Genomic DNA, 12901 nt, shown 5'->3' on the forward strand with positions numbered 1-12901 from the left:
GATCATCCTCGCAAACCAAACAGGGAGCCCCCGCCACCACCATGCCGCCAGCGCCACCGCCGCCCGCTTCGCCCCGCATTGATGTGCGCTCGTTGAGCGTCAGCCAGCTGCAGCAGCTGAGCGAGCGCGGCAGCCGCCGCGCCCGTGCCGAGCTGGAAGGCCGCATGCGCGCCAGCGAGCCCGCGGGCCCCGCCACGCGGGCCCCGGCGCCGCGCGCGCCCGCCCCCGTGGCGCACGCAACGCGCACCGGCCCCGTGCCGGGCATGACCCGGCCGCCCGCGGCTGCACAGGGCGCGCGGCCCCTGGCGGCCTTGTCGCCCGCCACCCGCGTGCCCCCGGCCAACCCGCCCACCTTGACCGAGCGCGCCAGCCTGAATGGCTTGACGCCCGTGGCCACCCCGCCGGCTGCGCCCACGCCAGCGCGCGTGGCGTCGGGCCCGCTGCAGGGCGCGGCCGTCCCGCCGCGCGGTGCAGCGGGCGAAGGCCACGCCGCCGTGCTGGACGAAGCCCTGCAGATGCGCATGGCGCTGATCGCACGGCAAGAAGATTCGGGCGCGCGCACTTCCGGCCCGCCACGCCTTCTGGGCATGGTGCTGATCGCCTGGGCCGCGCTGCTGGTGTTTGGCGGGCTGGTGTCGCTGCGCCACGGCAGCGGGGTTTATTACCTGTTCTGCGGCGCCAGCGCCGCCGCCGTGGGCTGGTTGCTGATGGGCTGCAAGCGCTGGGCGATGCCCGTGCACGGCGTGCTGGTGCTGATCGCGCTGGGCTGGGCGTGGCGCAGCCAAGGCAGCCTGGGGGTGGCCCTGGTGCAGTCGGCGGCGCTGTGGATGCCTGCGCTGTGGATGACGATACGGCCCGTGCGCGAGGGGCTGGACTGAAGCCTGCGCCGCCGGGCTGGTTGCGCATCGGCGGCGTCCGTCAATGAAGAAAATAAGGCGCCGGCGCCCGCTGCACCAGCGCTGGCAGCTATTTATTTAATAGTGCGGCGCTGACGGCGCCCGCTTTGCGCCAACGCCCTTCGCTCAGCGGTGAGCGCGGCTGCCCGCGCCCCGCTCCTTCGAGCTGCTCTTTCGCGCATCGTGTTCCCCATCCTGAAAGCCCGCACCGCCTCTCCTCCCCGCGCAAACCGCTCAGCGCGTCGATCTTTGCGTTTTGGTCACAGGTTCTTCGTTTTTTATCCCGTTTTTTGACCTAAACAAATCGAATACAGTGTCTGCAAGCGGTGCGGGCTTGTCTGCGCGCCGCCCCCAGGCATTTGTCCATCCATTGTTTGCTTCTCAAGAGGTTTTCATGACCGAGCGCACCCAGGCCCACGACCTGCAAGTGGCCAACGAGCTGTACGAATTCGTCAACCAGGAAGTGCTGCCCGAAGTCGGCCTGAAGCCCGACGTCTTCTGGCGCGGCTTCTCCGAGCTGGTGACCGATCTGGCGCCCAAGAACGTGGCGCTGCTGGCCGAGCGCGATCGCCTGCAGACCGAGCTGGACACCTGGCACAAGGCCAACCCCGGCCCGATCAAGGACATGCGCGCCTACCGCCAGTTCCTCGAAGGCATCGGCTACTTGGTGCCCGCACCCGCCAAGGTGCAGGTGACCACCGCCAACGTCGATGACGAGCTGGCCGTGCAGGCCGGCCCGCAGCTGGTGGTGCCCATCCTGAACGCGCGCTACGCCCTGAACGCCGCCAACGCCCGCTGGGGCAGCCTGTACGACGCGCTGTACGGCACCGACGTGATCCCCGAAACCAAGGGCCTGGAAAAAGGCAAGGGCTACAACGCCCAGCGCGGCGCCAAGGTCATCGAATGGGCGCGCCACGTGCTGGACCGCACCGCGCCGCTGAAGAAAGGCTCGCACGTTGATTCCACCGGCTACGTCGTGAAAGACGGCGAGCTGGTCGTCAAGCTCAAGGGCGGCAAAAGCAGCAAGCTGCAGGACGCCAGCCAGTTCGTGGGCTACCAGGGCAACGCCAACGCGCCCACGTCCATCCTGCTGGTGCACAACGGCCTGCACCTGGACATCCGCGTGGACCCGACCTCGCCCATCGGCAGGAACGACCCGGCCGGCGTGGCCGACCTGGTGGTGGAAGCCGCCGTGTCCACCATCCTGGACCTGGAAGATTCCGTCGCCGCGGTGGACGCCGAAGACAAGGTGCTGGCCTACCGCAACTGGCTGGGCATCCTGCTGGGCACGCTGACCGAATCGTTCCAGAAAGACGGCAAGACCCTCACGCGCGGGCTGAACCCCGACCGCGTCTACACCAAGCCCAACGGCCGCGGCGAAGTATCGCGCCACGGCCGTTCGCTGATGTTCCTGCGCAACGTCGGCCACCTGATGACCAACCCGGCCATCCTGTACAAGGCCAAGGACGGCAGCCTGAAGGAAATCCCCGAAGGCATCATGGACGCGGCCATCACCACCGCCATCGCCATGGTCGACCTGCAGGGCAAGGGCCAGAGCGGCCTGCGCAACTCGCGCAAGGGCAGCGTCTACATCGTCAAGCCCAAGATGCACGGCCCGGCCGAAGTGGCCTTTGCCAGCGAACTGTTTGGCCGCGTCGAGCAGCTGCTGGGCCTGAAGGCCAACACCGTCAAGCTGGGCATCATGGACGAAGAGCGCCGCACCAGCGTGAACCTGAAGGCCTGCATCGACGCTGCCAAGGCGCGCGTGGCCTTCATCAACACCGGCTTTCTGGACCGCACCGGCGACGAGATGCACACCTGCATGCAGGCCGGCCCCGTCTACCGCAAGGGCGACATGAAGACCAGCGCCTGGATCCAGGCCTATGAGCGCAACAACGTGCTGGTGGGCCTGGCCTGCGGGCTGCGCGGCAAGGCGCAGATCGGCAAGGGCATGTGGGCCGCGCCCGATCTGATGGGCGAGATGATGAAGCAGAAGATCGGCCACCCGCGCGCCGGCGCCAACACCGCGTGGGTGCCCAACCCCACCGGGGCCACGCTGCACGCCATGCACTACCACCAGGTGCCCGTGGTCGATGTGCAGAAAAGCATCGAGCAGGACATGGCCAAGGCCGACCCGCAAGCCCTGCGCGACGAGCTGCTGACCGGCCTGCTGACCATTCCGGTCGTGCCCGAGGCCAAATGGTCTGCCGCTGAAAAGCAGCAAGAGCTGGACAACAACGCCCAGGGCATCCTGGGCTACGTGGTGCGCTGGGTGGACCAGGGCGTGGGCTGCTCCAAGGTGCCCGACATCCACAACGTGGGCCTGATGGAAGACCGTGCCACGCTGCGCATCAGCAGCCAGCACATGGCCAACTGGCTGCTGCACGGCGTGGTCACGCGCAAGCAGGTGCAGGAAACGCTGGAACGCATGGCCGCCCTGGTCGACAAGCAGAACGCGGGCGACGCGGCGTACCACCCGATGAAGGGCAACTTCAAGAAGTCCGCCGCCTTCCAGGCCGCGTGCGACCTGGTGTTCAAGGGCGTCGAGCAGCCCAGCGGCTACACCGAGCCGCTGCTGCACGCCTGGCGCCTGAAGGTCAAGGCCGGCGCCACGCCCTGATGGATTGACCGGCTCCACGGCCAGCTTCGGATTGCTATAACAATAGAAGCTGTTAGCGCAGGCGGGATAAGCGCCAGAGGCCAATTTGATTCATAAAAACCGCGCTCCGGCGCGGTTTTTCGTTGGGTCGCGCTGGGGCTCAGTCGTGCGCGTGTGGGCGCGGTGCTGACGCGCCGCCACCCCGCGCTGTGCCGCGCCGCAGCCATCGGATGGCAGCGATTGGCCTTCGACCCACAAGAACCGTTCGGTTTGAGCTTGTCAAAGAGCCGCTACGCGCTTCGACAGGCTCAGCGTGAACGGTTTCGACAGGCTCCGCTTGAACGGTTTCGACAGGCTCCGCTTGAACGGTTTCGACAGGCTCCGCTTGAACGGCTTCGTTGGCTTGAAAGGGATTCGGTAGCAGGCCGATCGGCGCGCTGCTCCCACACCGCTGCGGATCAGTCCAGCGGCTTGACCTCCAGCACGGTGCGCCGCCCGTCGTACTCGGTGCGCACCAGCTCGCGCCGCCCGGCGCGGCACTGCACGAATTCGGCGTTCAGCTCACCGCCGGCTTTTTTCAGGCACGCGGCCCGCTCGCCCGGCGGGATGGTCACCCAGCGCGGCGGCGGTGGGCTCGACAAGGCTTGCCCGGCGCTGGTCTGGCGCGCCTGCTGGCGCCATTCGGCCAGCGGCGGCACGTAGGCATCCAGCCAGGTCGTCCACCAGGCGACGGCCAGCAGCGCCAGCAGGGCGGCGACGAGCAGCTTGAGCCAGGTGGAGGGCGACATGGGTGGCGAACGGGTGGGGCGCCGCTGGGTGCGGGCGCGGATGGGCGTGGCCGGTCAGCGGCGCTGGCTGAGGGGCGGCATCGGCCGCCCACGCCAGCCGCCCGGCCAGTGCGTCAGGCGCGCGCGGCGGCCTGTTCCAGCTCGCCCTTGCACTTCACGCAGTGCTGGGTCATGGGCTCGACCTTCAGCCGCTCGAACGGGATGTGGCAGCCGCAGCGCGCGCAGACGCCGTAGCTGCCTTCGTCCATCGCCTCCAGCGCGCGGTCGATGCGGGCGATGTCGGCCATGTCCAGGTTGGTCAGGGCAGCGTCCACCTCGCGCGTCTGGTTGCGCAGGCGCGCGTTTTCGTCCTGCGACACGCTGCCGGCGTTGACTTCGGGCGGCGCCAGGTTCTCGATGTTCTGGTCCATCTCTGCCGTCAGCGCCTTGCGCCGGGCCAGCAGCATGTCTTTCAGCTCTTTCAGTTGCGCTGCGCTCAATCCTTCGCTCATGGGGTGGCTCTCTTCGTTGCTCATGCCGGGGCGCCGCGCGCGGCGCGGCGGGTGATCGCTCAGAATACCACCCACATGACCGCGCCCCACCTTGTGTCTACCTGCGCCGCCAGCCCCGGTATCGACGCCACCCGCTGCCCGCTTTGCGGCGGCCCCAACGGCTGCGCGATGGCGGCGGCCGGCGCCGATCCGAAGGCGGCCGCCGCGTGCTGGTGCATGGCCGCCAGCTTTCCGCCCGCGCTGCTGGAGAAGGTGCCCGCCGCCGCGCGCCGCCGCGCCTGCATCTGCGCGCGCTGCGCGGCGCAGGCGGCGGCGCGAGAGGGCGCCTGATGCCGGCGCCAGCAGGGCAGCCCCGCCGATAAGCGGCAGCGCCTGATTCGCCCACGCCGGCGTTTGCTCCAAATACAATAGCTGCCAGCGCTGATGCCACCTGCGCTGAACGGCTAAAACACTGTGAATAGGCTGGTGCGGCCCGGCGATGGGCTGTGTGGCGCGCCAACCCTGCAGGCCGCGCCGCCGCCCCCCTTGGCGGCTATGCCGCGCAGCCCAGCGCGCCGGCGGCATCGGCAGTATCCTTTCGGCCTACATGTCTGGCCCGCCTGACCTTTCATCCGCGCCATCCGCGCCAGTTTCCAACAGCACCTCTCAGGCGCTGCGCGAGCGGCATGGCGAGCACTACCGCTGGCGGCTGCTGGTGGCGGTGATGGTCGGCACCATCGCGTCGATCATGTCGTCCACGGTGGTCAACGTCGCCATCCCGGCGCTGGCGCACCAGTTTCACCTGGCGCAATCCATGGCGCAGTGGGTGTCCAGCGGCTTCATGGTGGCCAGCACGGTGACCATGCTGACCACGCCCTGGCTGCTGGCGCGCTTTGGCTACCGCGCCACCTACGTCGGCTGCATGGTGGTGCTGATGGCCGGCGGCATCCTGGGCGGCGTGGCGCAAAGCTTTCCGCTGGTGCTGGCCGCGCGCGTTATCGAAGGGCTGGCCGCTGGCGTGCTGCAGCCCATTCCGGCCATCATCATCATGCGGGCCTTCCAGCCGCATGAGCAGGGGCGCGCCATCTCGCTGTTCACCGTGGGCGTGATCCTGGCGCCGGCCGTGGGCCCGTCGGTGGGCGGGCTGCTGGTGGACTGGTTTGGCTGGCGGTCCATCTTCTTCATGGTGATCCCGTTCTGCGTGGCGTCGATTTGGCTGGCGCGCGTTTACGTGCCCACCTCGGCCCCCGGCGGCGTGGCCGCCAGCAGCGACGAGCGGCTGGACTGGGGCGGCCTGGTGCTGGGCACCGTGGGCACGCTGGCGCTGCTGGACGGGCTGGTGTCGCTGCGCGAAGGCCCGCCCCAGCGCGCGTGGGGCCTGCTGGCGCTGGCCGTGGTGTGCGGCATCGCCTTCGTGGGGTGGGAGCGCCGCCGTGCGCGGCGTGGCCAGGCCCCGTTGATGGACCTGCGCCTGTTCGCCTGGCGGCCCTTCGCCATGGGCGCGCTGGTGGCGCTGAGCTATGGCACGGCGCTGTTCGGCTCTACCTACCTGCTGCCGGTGTACATGCAGATGGCGCTGGGCCTGTCGGCCTCCAGCGTCGGCGCGGTGATGCTGCCGGCCGGTCTGGTGCTGGCCGGCGCGATTGCGCTGGTGGGCCGCTGGGCCGACACCACGCCCGCCAGCTGGCTGGTCAACATGGGGCTGGCGCTGCTGGCGTTGTCTTTCACGCTGATGGTCACCATCGGCCTGCAATCGGGCCTGTGGCTGCTGATCGCCTTCACCATCATCGGGCGCATCGGGCTGGGCTTTATCCTGCCGTCCCTCAACCTGGGGGCGATGCGCGGGCTGGACCGATCGCTGCTTACCCAAGGCCCCAGCGCCATCAACTTCATCCGCATGCTGGGCGGCGCGGCCGGCGTCAGCCTGTGCGGCGTGGCGCTGGAATGGCGCCTGGCCGTGCACGGCGCCACGCTGGCCGACAACGCCCACCCGGCGGCGCGCCTGGCCGCGTTCGACGACGTCTTCGTCATGCTGGCCGCGCTGTGCGCCCTGGCCATGCTGGCCGCGCGCGGCCTGGGCTCGCACAGCCGCCTGCCGCCAACACGCTAGACTGCCGGCCATGTGCCAGTTGTTGGGAATGAATTGCAACACGCCGACGGACGTGACCTTCAGCTTTGCCGGCTTTGCCCAGCGCGGCGGCCGCACCGACCACCACGCCGACGGCTGGGGCATCGCCTTTTTTGAAGACCGGGGCGTGCGCCAGTTCATCGACCCTACGGCCGCGTGCGACTCGCCCGTGGCCGAGCTGATCCGCCGCTACCCCATCAAGAGCAAGCTGGTCATTTCGCACATCCACAAGGCCACGGTGGGCGAGGTGAAGCTGCAAAACTGCCACCCCTTCGTGCGCGAGTTGTGGGGCCGCTACTGGGTGTTCGCCCACAACGGCGATTTGAAAGACTACGCGCCGCGCCTGCACGGACAGTTTCGCCCCGTGGGCAACACCGACAGCGAGCAGGCCTTCTGCTGGCTGATGCAGGAGCTGGCCAAGGCGCACGCCACCGTGCCGCCGGTGCACGAGCTGACCCGCACCCTGCGCGAGCTGGTGCCCCAGGTGGCGTGCCACGGCACCTTCAACTTCCTGCTGTCCAACGGCGAGGCGCTGTGGGCGCACGCGTCCACCAAGCTGTGCTACATCGTGCGCCAGCACCCGTTTGCCAGCGCCCAGCTGGCCGACGAAGACCTGACCGTCAACTTTGCCGACCACACCACGCCCCACGACCGCGTGGCCGTGATCGCCACCACCCCGCTGACCAGCAACGAAAGCTGGACACCCTTCGCGCCCGGCGAGCTGCGCGTGTTCGTGGACGGCACGCCGCTGGCCGATTGAAGGCCGGGCGGCGCGGTCGACCTGATTGATTGCTTAAATCGGGCTCTGGCGCAGGCGGGGAAAGCGCTGGCAGCTATCAAAACAGAAGTTGATTGCTTTGGGCGCGCTGCGCAGCCAGGGTTTCGCAGGCCGCTGTGTCAATTAGAACGATCAAGGGTCAAATCGGCCTATGGCGCAGCAGCCACCAGCGCTGGCAGCTATTTTATTGGTAGCAATAGCCTGCACGCCGCGCCAGGCGCCCATCCGCCATGCCGGTGCGGCCCCGCCCCGCCCGCGGGCGCCGCGTGGCTCAGCGCACCACCCCGCATGACCGATGCGAGACAATAAGGGTTGACCCGAGCGGCGCAACCCTGGCGCCGGCCCGCACCCAGCCTGCATGTCCGCCCACCCCGCACCCTCCGCCACCGCGGCCCCTGCCGCCGCGCCCGACACCCACCGCATGACCGATCAAGAGCGGCGCGCCAGCCTGTCGATGGCGGCGATCTTCGCGCTGCGCATGCTGGGGCTGTTCCTGGTGCTGCCCGTGTTCATGCTGGAAGCGGCCAAGCTGCCCGGCGGCAATGACCCGGCGCTGATTGGCCTGGCCATGGGCGTGTACGGGCTGAGCCAGGCGGTCATGCAGGTGCCGCTGGGCCTGGCGTCGGACCGTTTCGGGCGCAAGAAGATCATCGTGCTGGGCCTGCTGGTGTTCGCGCTGGGCAGTGCCGTGGCCGCCATGGCCGGCAGCGTGCAGATGCTGGTGGCGGGCCGCGCCCTGCAAGGTGCCGGCGCCATATCGGCCGCCGTCACCGCGCTGCTGGCCGATTTGACGCGCGACGAAGTGCGCACCAAGGGCATGGCGCTGGTGGGCGCCAGCATTGGCCTGACCTTCGCCATTTCGCTGATGGCCGCGCCGCCGCTGGCGGGCGCCGTCGGCTTGTCGGGCCTGTTCTGGCTGACGGCGCTGCTGGCGCTGGTCGGCATCGCCGTGGTGCTGTGGATCACCCCTGCCGAACCCACGCGCCACGCCGACGTGCCGCGCGGCCGGCTGGCCGATGTGTGGATGCACCCCAGCCTGTGGCGGCTGGACCTGGGCGTGTTCGTGCTGCACACGGTGCAAATGGCCATGTGGGGCGTGGTGCCGGCGCTGCTGGTGCAGGCTGGCGTGCCCAAGGCCGAGCACTGGCACATCTACCTGCCCGCCGTGATGGGGTCTTTCGTGCTGTTGGGCGGCCTGTTCGCGCTGGAGCGGCGGGGCCAACTGCGGCAGGTGCTGCGTGGCAGTGTGGCGCTGTTGGTGGTGGTGCAGCTGGCGCTGCTGACGCTGGCGCCGCGCCACCCCAGCGCCTGGGCGCTGGGCATCACGCTGTTCGGGTTTTTCGTGGCCTTCAACATCCTGGAGGCCAGCCAGCCCAGCCTGATTTCGCGCCTGGCGCCCGCGCAGGCGCGCGGCGCGGCGCTGGGCGTTTACAACACGCTGCAGTCGCTGGGCCTGTTTGCCGGCGGCGCCCTGGGCGGGCTGGTGCTCAAGGCGTGGGGGCCGACGGGGGTGTTTGCGGCAACGTCGGCGCTGGCGCTGCTGTGGCTGCTGCTGGGCTGGGCGCAGGTGGTTCCGGCGCCGACGCCGCGGCGGCCAGCGCCGCCAGACGCGCCCGGCGCGCAGCCTCGCTCGCCTGCCACTCGATAGCGGTGGCGACCATGCGGTCGGCCAGCGTCTCGTAAAGCGGGCGGCTGATCATGCGCGAGATGGCGGCTGACACCATGGCCACCGCCATCAGCGACAACACCACCGGGCGCCCGTCGATCATCTCCATCACGATGATGAAGGCCGTGAGCGGCGCCTGCGTGACGGCCGCCAGAAAGCCGGCCATGCCCATCGCCACCAGCGCCACGTTGATGTGGCCCTCGGTCAGCAGCGACAGGTCGTAGCCGATGCCCGCACCAATCGACAGAGAAGGCGCAAACAGGCCGCCGGGCACGCCGCTCCAAGCGGTCAGCCAGGTGGTGATGAACTTCAGCAGGCCAAACACCTCGGCGCCGGGCACTTGGTGCTCGCCGCGCAGCAGGTGGCGCGCCGCCTCGGTGCCGCTGCCCGCCGTCAGGCCGCCGCTGGCCAGGCCGATGACGGCGATCAGCAGGCCCAGCAGCGCGGCAAACGCCACCGGGCGGGTGCGGCGCAGGGCGCTCAGCCGGTCGGGCGATTGCCCGCCCAGCGACACGATCATCAGCTTGGCGAACAGCCCACCCGCCAGGCCGCACACCATGGCCACCAGCAGCGAAGGCACCACGTGCCGCCAGCCCAGCGGCGCCACCTGGATGCTGCCGAAATACGCCACGTTGCCAAAGGCGGACACGCCGATCAGGCCCGCCAGCACGATGGCGGCGATGATCACGCCGCTGTAGCGCGCCTCGAACTTGCGCGACAGCTCTTCAATGGCAAACACCACGCCCGCCAGCGGCGCATTGAACGCCGCCGCAATACCGGCCGCGCCGCCCGCCACCAGCAGCATGTAGGGGTTGACCAGCGACTGCCGGTGCCGCAGCCAGCGCTGGCTGTGCAGCATCACCCCGGCGGCCACCTGCACCGACGGCCCTTCGCGCCCCACCGACAGGCCGCCCAGCAGGCCCGCCGACGAAAGCACGACCTTGGCGGCCGAAAGGCGAAGCGATACCAGGCGCGCGCGGCTGCGGTTGTCCAGCGAAGGATCGAGCGCGGCGATGACCTGGGGGATGCCCGATCCCGCCGCCGTAGGGTAGAAGCGCCGCGTCAGCCAGACGATGCCCGCCGCGACGGCGGGTGTCCACAGCAGCATGAACCAGCCGGGCGCCGTATCGGCCAGCGCTTCGTAGAACTTGAAGGCGGCGTAGCTGAGCAGGGTGAACGCCACCACCACCAGCCCGGCGACAGCGCCATAGGCCAGCACGACCGCCCGGTCGAGCCAGCGCCAGCCGTCCGAAAACTCGCTGCGCAGATGGCGGTAGAAATCTGGATCCTGGCTTGGCCGCTCTGACATGCCGTGGCATTGTGGCACGCAGCGCGCGCCGGGCGTGTCAGAATCGGGCGTTTACGGCACCTGCATCTGCGAGACAACGCCATGGCCTCCGTCAACAAAGTCATCATCGTCGGCAACCTGGGCCGCGACCCCGAAACCCGCACGTTCCCCAGCGGAGACCAGGTCTGCAACGTGCGCATCGCCACCACCGACAAGTGGAAAGACAAGCAAAGCGGCGAGATGCGCGAACACACCGAATGGCATTCGGTGGTTTTCAACGGCCGCCTGGCCGAAATCGCCGCTCAGTACCTGCGCAAGGGATCGCAGGTGTACGTTGAAGGCAGCCTGCGCACGCGCAAGTGGCAGGACCAGAGTGGCGCTGACCGTTACAGCACCGAAGTGCGCGGCGACACCATGCAGATGCTGGGCAGCCGCCAGGGCATGGGCGGCCCCGGTGGCGGTGACGAGGGTGGCTACGGCGGTGGCGGCGGCGGATACGAAGCGCCTCGCCGCGCTGCACCCGCTGCGGCCCCGCGTGCGCCGGCCCCGCGCCCCGCGCCTGCACCGTCCTCGTCGTCGGGCTTTGACGACATGGACGACGACATTCCGTTCTGACGGCCGCAGAACGCCATCGCTGGCGCCCGCCGGGCACGGTTTGCTTCGAGAAGTCTTGTTGCATGTGCAGCGCTGGTGGGCGGCCGGTGGGCGGCTATGCTCCGGTTTCCGCAATTCCTGAGCCGACAGCGACATGACCTTCCCCTTTGTTCGCGCCACCCTCGCCATTTGCACGCTGGCATGCGCAGCCGCCCCGGCGCTGGCCGACAGCATCGTTGCCGGGGGCTCTTCGGCGGGTGTTTCCGCCAGCAGCGCGGGCTCGGTATCGCTCAAGGGTTCGTCCAATTCGATTGAGGGCTCCAGCGGCAGCAGCTCGCGCGGCGACAAGACCGCGTTGGTTCAGGACGGCACCTACCGCGTGACGGCTGTCACGCCCGATCTACCCGCCGGCACGGTGCGCCTGGGCCTGGCGCCGCAGGGCATGGAAGGTGCGCAAGCCTTCGTATTGAACGTGCCGGTTGGCGCGTTTGGCGGCGAAGTTCCGTCCACGGGCGATACGCTGCAGGCGCAGCGGCGTGACTACGGGGTGCAGTTCGCCCGGGCGGAAAAGCCCTTCTACCTTGTGCTGGCCGACGCGTGGAGTGCCGAGCTGGATTCGCGCCCGTTGACGCAGTGAGGCGTGGCGCGCGGGCCATCCGGTTGCTGAAGGGCTGCGCCGCCGCAACCCCTATCTCGCTTGAAACAGCCTTCGCACCGACGTAAAGCCTTCAGCCTGCGTGCGGGTGTCGTAGGCGCGGCACTGTCGGTCTTTTTCACCTGCGCATCGGCTGGCTCGCAAACGAGTGAAGCGGGTGGAATTGGCGGCAGCACCGCCTTGTCGGCGCAGTTCTGTGCCAACGGCAAGCCGCAGACCGTGCAGCAACGCGACCGCGTCTTGCAGTTTGCTGCCGTGGTTCGCCAGGCTTTGCGGGAAAGTGGCGAACAAGTCGCGCTGATTGCGCGCAGCGGCCTGGACTTGAGCCGTTTCAAGCTGCGCTATTCGCACAGCGGCGTGCTGCTGGCGTCGGACGGTGACGTGCCGTGGTCGGTGCGCCAGCTGTATTACGACTGTGAGTTGGGCAGGCCGCGCCTGTTCGATCAGGGCCTGGCAGGCTTTGTTCTGAGTGCCGACGCACCCGATCTCGCCTATGTCTCCATCGTGTTTCTGCCAATGGCGCCCGGCGACGCGCTGCAAGCCACGGCAGTCGATCGCGCCCGCTTCGCGCCCCTGCTGGCCGCGCAGTACAGCGCCAACGCGTACCCCTTCAGCGTGCGCTATCAAAACTGCAATCAATGGGTGGCTGAACTGCTGGCCACCGCCTGGGGGCCCCCGCAAGCGCTGTCGGCCACCCAGCCCGCTGCGCTGCGCGGGCGCGCGCAGGCCTGGCTGCAGCAGACCGGCTACGCGCCCCGGCCCATCACCGTCGATTCCCACCTCACCAAGCTGGCCGCAGGCTTTGTGCCGCTCGTCCACCTTGACGACCACCCTCGGGACACCCAGCTGGGCCTGGTCTTCCAGACCAGCCTGCCAACAGATATTGAAGCCTGGGTGCACGCCCGGTGGCCCGGCGCACGCCGCCTGGAGTTCTGCCACGACACCGAGCAGATCGTTGTGCGCGAGGGGTGGCGGGCGATCGGCGAAAGCTGCTCACCCGAGGCGGGGGATCGTGTTCAGCGTTTTGCGCAATGAGCGT

11 protein-coding genes and 1 pseudogene are annotated in these 12901 nt (G+C 69.1%); 9 read left to right on the forward strand and 3 right to left on the reverse strand.

The annotated features are described in order from the left end of the window. The first annotated feature begins 41 nt into the window (after window positions 1-41). Together C6570_RS05370 and C6570_RS05375 are read left to right on the forward strand one after the other, a co-directional pair. Window positions 42-878 (forward strand): hypothetical protein, encoded by an 837-nt coding sequence (locus C6570_RS05370; protein ID WP_123812211.1) that lies wholly within the window; start codon window positions 42-44, stop codon window positions 876-878. 412 nt (window positions 879-1290) lie between these two features. After that, entirely contained in the window at window positions 1291-3516 is a 2226-nt protein-coding gene (locus C6570_RS05375; RefSeq protein WP_106702309.1) for a malate synthase G, read from the forward strand. 437 nt (window positions 3517-3953) lie between these two features. Here the strand turns inward: C6570_RS05375 and C6570_RS05385 are convergent, their stop codons facing one another. Both C6570_RS05385 and C6570_RS05390 read right to left on the reverse strand, forming a co-directional pair. Next, complete coding sequence (locus C6570_RS05385; RefSeq protein ID WP_106702310.1) at window positions 3954-4283, reverse strand: hypothetical protein; 330 nt, start codon at window positions 4281-4283, stop codon at window positions 3954-3956. A gap of 113 nt (window positions 4284-4396) precedes the next feature. Next, window positions 4397-4774, reverse strand: a complete 378-nt coding sequence (locus tag C6570_RS05390; protein WP_164675495.1) for a TraR/DksA family transcriptional regulator — start codon at window positions 4772-4774, stop codon at window positions 4397-4399. Window positions 4775-4849: 75 nt separating this feature from the next. Here C6570_RS05390 and C6570_RS05395 point away from each other — a divergent pair, with 75 nt between their 5' ends. From C6570_RS05395 to C6570_RS05410, 4 genes are all read left to right on the forward strand, one after another. Next, window positions 4850-5104, forward strand: a complete 255-nt coding sequence (locus C6570_RS05395; protein WP_106702312.1) for a cysteine-rich CWC family protein — start codon at window positions 4850-4852, stop codon at window positions 5102-5104. 256 nt (window positions 5105-5360) lie between these two features. After that, a complete protein-coding gene (locus C6570_RS05400; protein WP_106702313.1) occupies window positions 5361-6863 on the forward strand; it encodes an MFS transporter in 1503 nt (500 codons plus the stop codon). A gap of 10 nt (window positions 6864-6873) precedes the next feature. After that, window positions 6874-7641: a class II glutamine amidotransferase gene (locus tag C6570_RS05405; protein WP_106702314.1), complete on the forward strand. Its 768-nt coding sequence runs from the start codon at window positions 6874-6876 to the stop codon at window positions 7639-7641. 439 nt (window positions 7642-8080) lie between these two features. Beyond that, window positions 8081-9307 (forward strand): MFS transporter, encoded by a 1227-nt coding sequence (locus C6570_RS05410; RefSeq protein WP_106702315.1) that lies wholly within the window; start codon window positions 8081-8083, stop codon window positions 9305-9307. A 64-nt stretch (window positions 9308-9371) separates the two neighbouring features. Here the strand turns inward: C6570_RS05410 and C6570_RS05415 are convergent. Continuing rightward, window positions 9372-10634: pseudogene (locus C6570_RS05415) on the reverse strand (chloride channel protein); the annotation flags it as partial. Window positions 10635-10715: 81 nt separating this feature from the next. On the opposite strand from C6570_RS05415, the gene ssb reads away from it, so the two are divergent. The 3 genes from ssb (at window position 10716) to C6570_RS05430 (ending at window position 12897) form a co-directional block, all read left to right on the forward strand. After that, window positions 10716-11228 carry a single-stranded DNA-binding protein gene (ssb, locus tag C6570_RS05420; protein WP_106702316.1) on the forward strand — a complete coding sequence of 171 codons (513 nt, stop codon included), beginning with the start codon at window positions 10716-10718 and terminating at the stop codon, window positions 11226-11228. Between the two features lie 133 nt (window positions 11229-11361). After that, window positions 11362-11844 (forward strand): hypothetical protein, encoded by a 483-nt coding sequence (locus C6570_RS05425; protein ID WP_106702317.1) that lies wholly within the window; start codon window positions 11362-11364, stop codon window positions 11842-11844. 60 nt (window positions 11845-11904) lie between these two features. Next, on the forward strand, window positions 11905-12897 hold the full coding sequence (locus tag C6570_RS05430; protein WP_245896306.1) for a DUF2145 domain-containing protein: 993 nt from the start codon (window positions 11905-11907) through the stop codon (window positions 12895-12897). Window positions 12898-12901: the final 4 nt, after the last annotated feature.

The organism is Ottowia oryzae (assembly GCF_003008535.1).
Lineage (GTDB): Bacteria > Pseudomonadota > Gammaproteobacteria > Burkholderiales > Burkholderiaceae_C > Ottowia > Ottowia oryzae.

What these genes read in the sequence shown, in the direction of transcription:
- C6570_RS05425 (WP_106702317.1), top strand. Translation starts at nt 11,362, where the DNA reads ATGACCTTCCCCTTTGTTCGCGCCACCCTCGCCATTTGCACGCTGGCA.
- C6570_RS05385 (WP_106702310.1), bottom strand. Translation starts at nt 4,283, where the DNA reads ATGTCGCCCTCCACCTGGCTCAAGCTGCTCGTCGCCGCCCTGCTGGCG.
- C6570_RS05410 (WP_106702315.1), top strand. Translation starts at nt 8,081, where the DNA reads ATGACCGATCAAGAGCGGCGCGCCAGCCTGTCGATGGCGGCGATCTTC.
- C6570_RS05390 (WP_164675495.1), bottom strand. Translation starts at nt 4,774, where the DNA reads ATGAGCGAAGGATTGAGCGCAGCGCAACTGAAAGAGCTGAAAGACATG.
- C6570_RS05405 (WP_106702314.1), top strand. Translation starts at nt 6,874, where the DNA reads ATGTGCCAGTTGTTGGGAATGAATTGCAACACGCCGACGGACGTGACC.
- ssb (WP_106702316.1), top strand. Translation starts at nt 10,716, where the DNA reads ATGGCCTCCGTCAACAAAGTCATCATCGTCGGCAACCTGGGCCGCGAC.
- C6570_RS05400 (WP_106702313.1), top strand. Translation starts at nt 5,361, where the DNA reads ATGTCTGGCCCGCCTGACCTTTCATCCGCGCCATCCGCGCCAGTTTCC.
- C6570_RS05395 (WP_106702312.1), top strand. Translation starts at nt 4,850, where the DNA reads ATGACCGCGCCCCACCTTGTGTCTACCTGCGCCGCCAGCCCCGGTATC.
- C6570_RS05370 (WP_123812211.1), top strand. Translation starts at nt 42, where the DNA reads ATGCCGCCAGCGCCACCGCCGCCCGCTTCGCCCCGCATTGATGTGCGC.
- C6570_RS05375 (WP_106702309.1), top strand. Translation starts at nt 1,291, where the DNA reads ATGACCGAGCGCACCCAGGCCCACGACCTGCAAGTGGCCAACGAGCTG.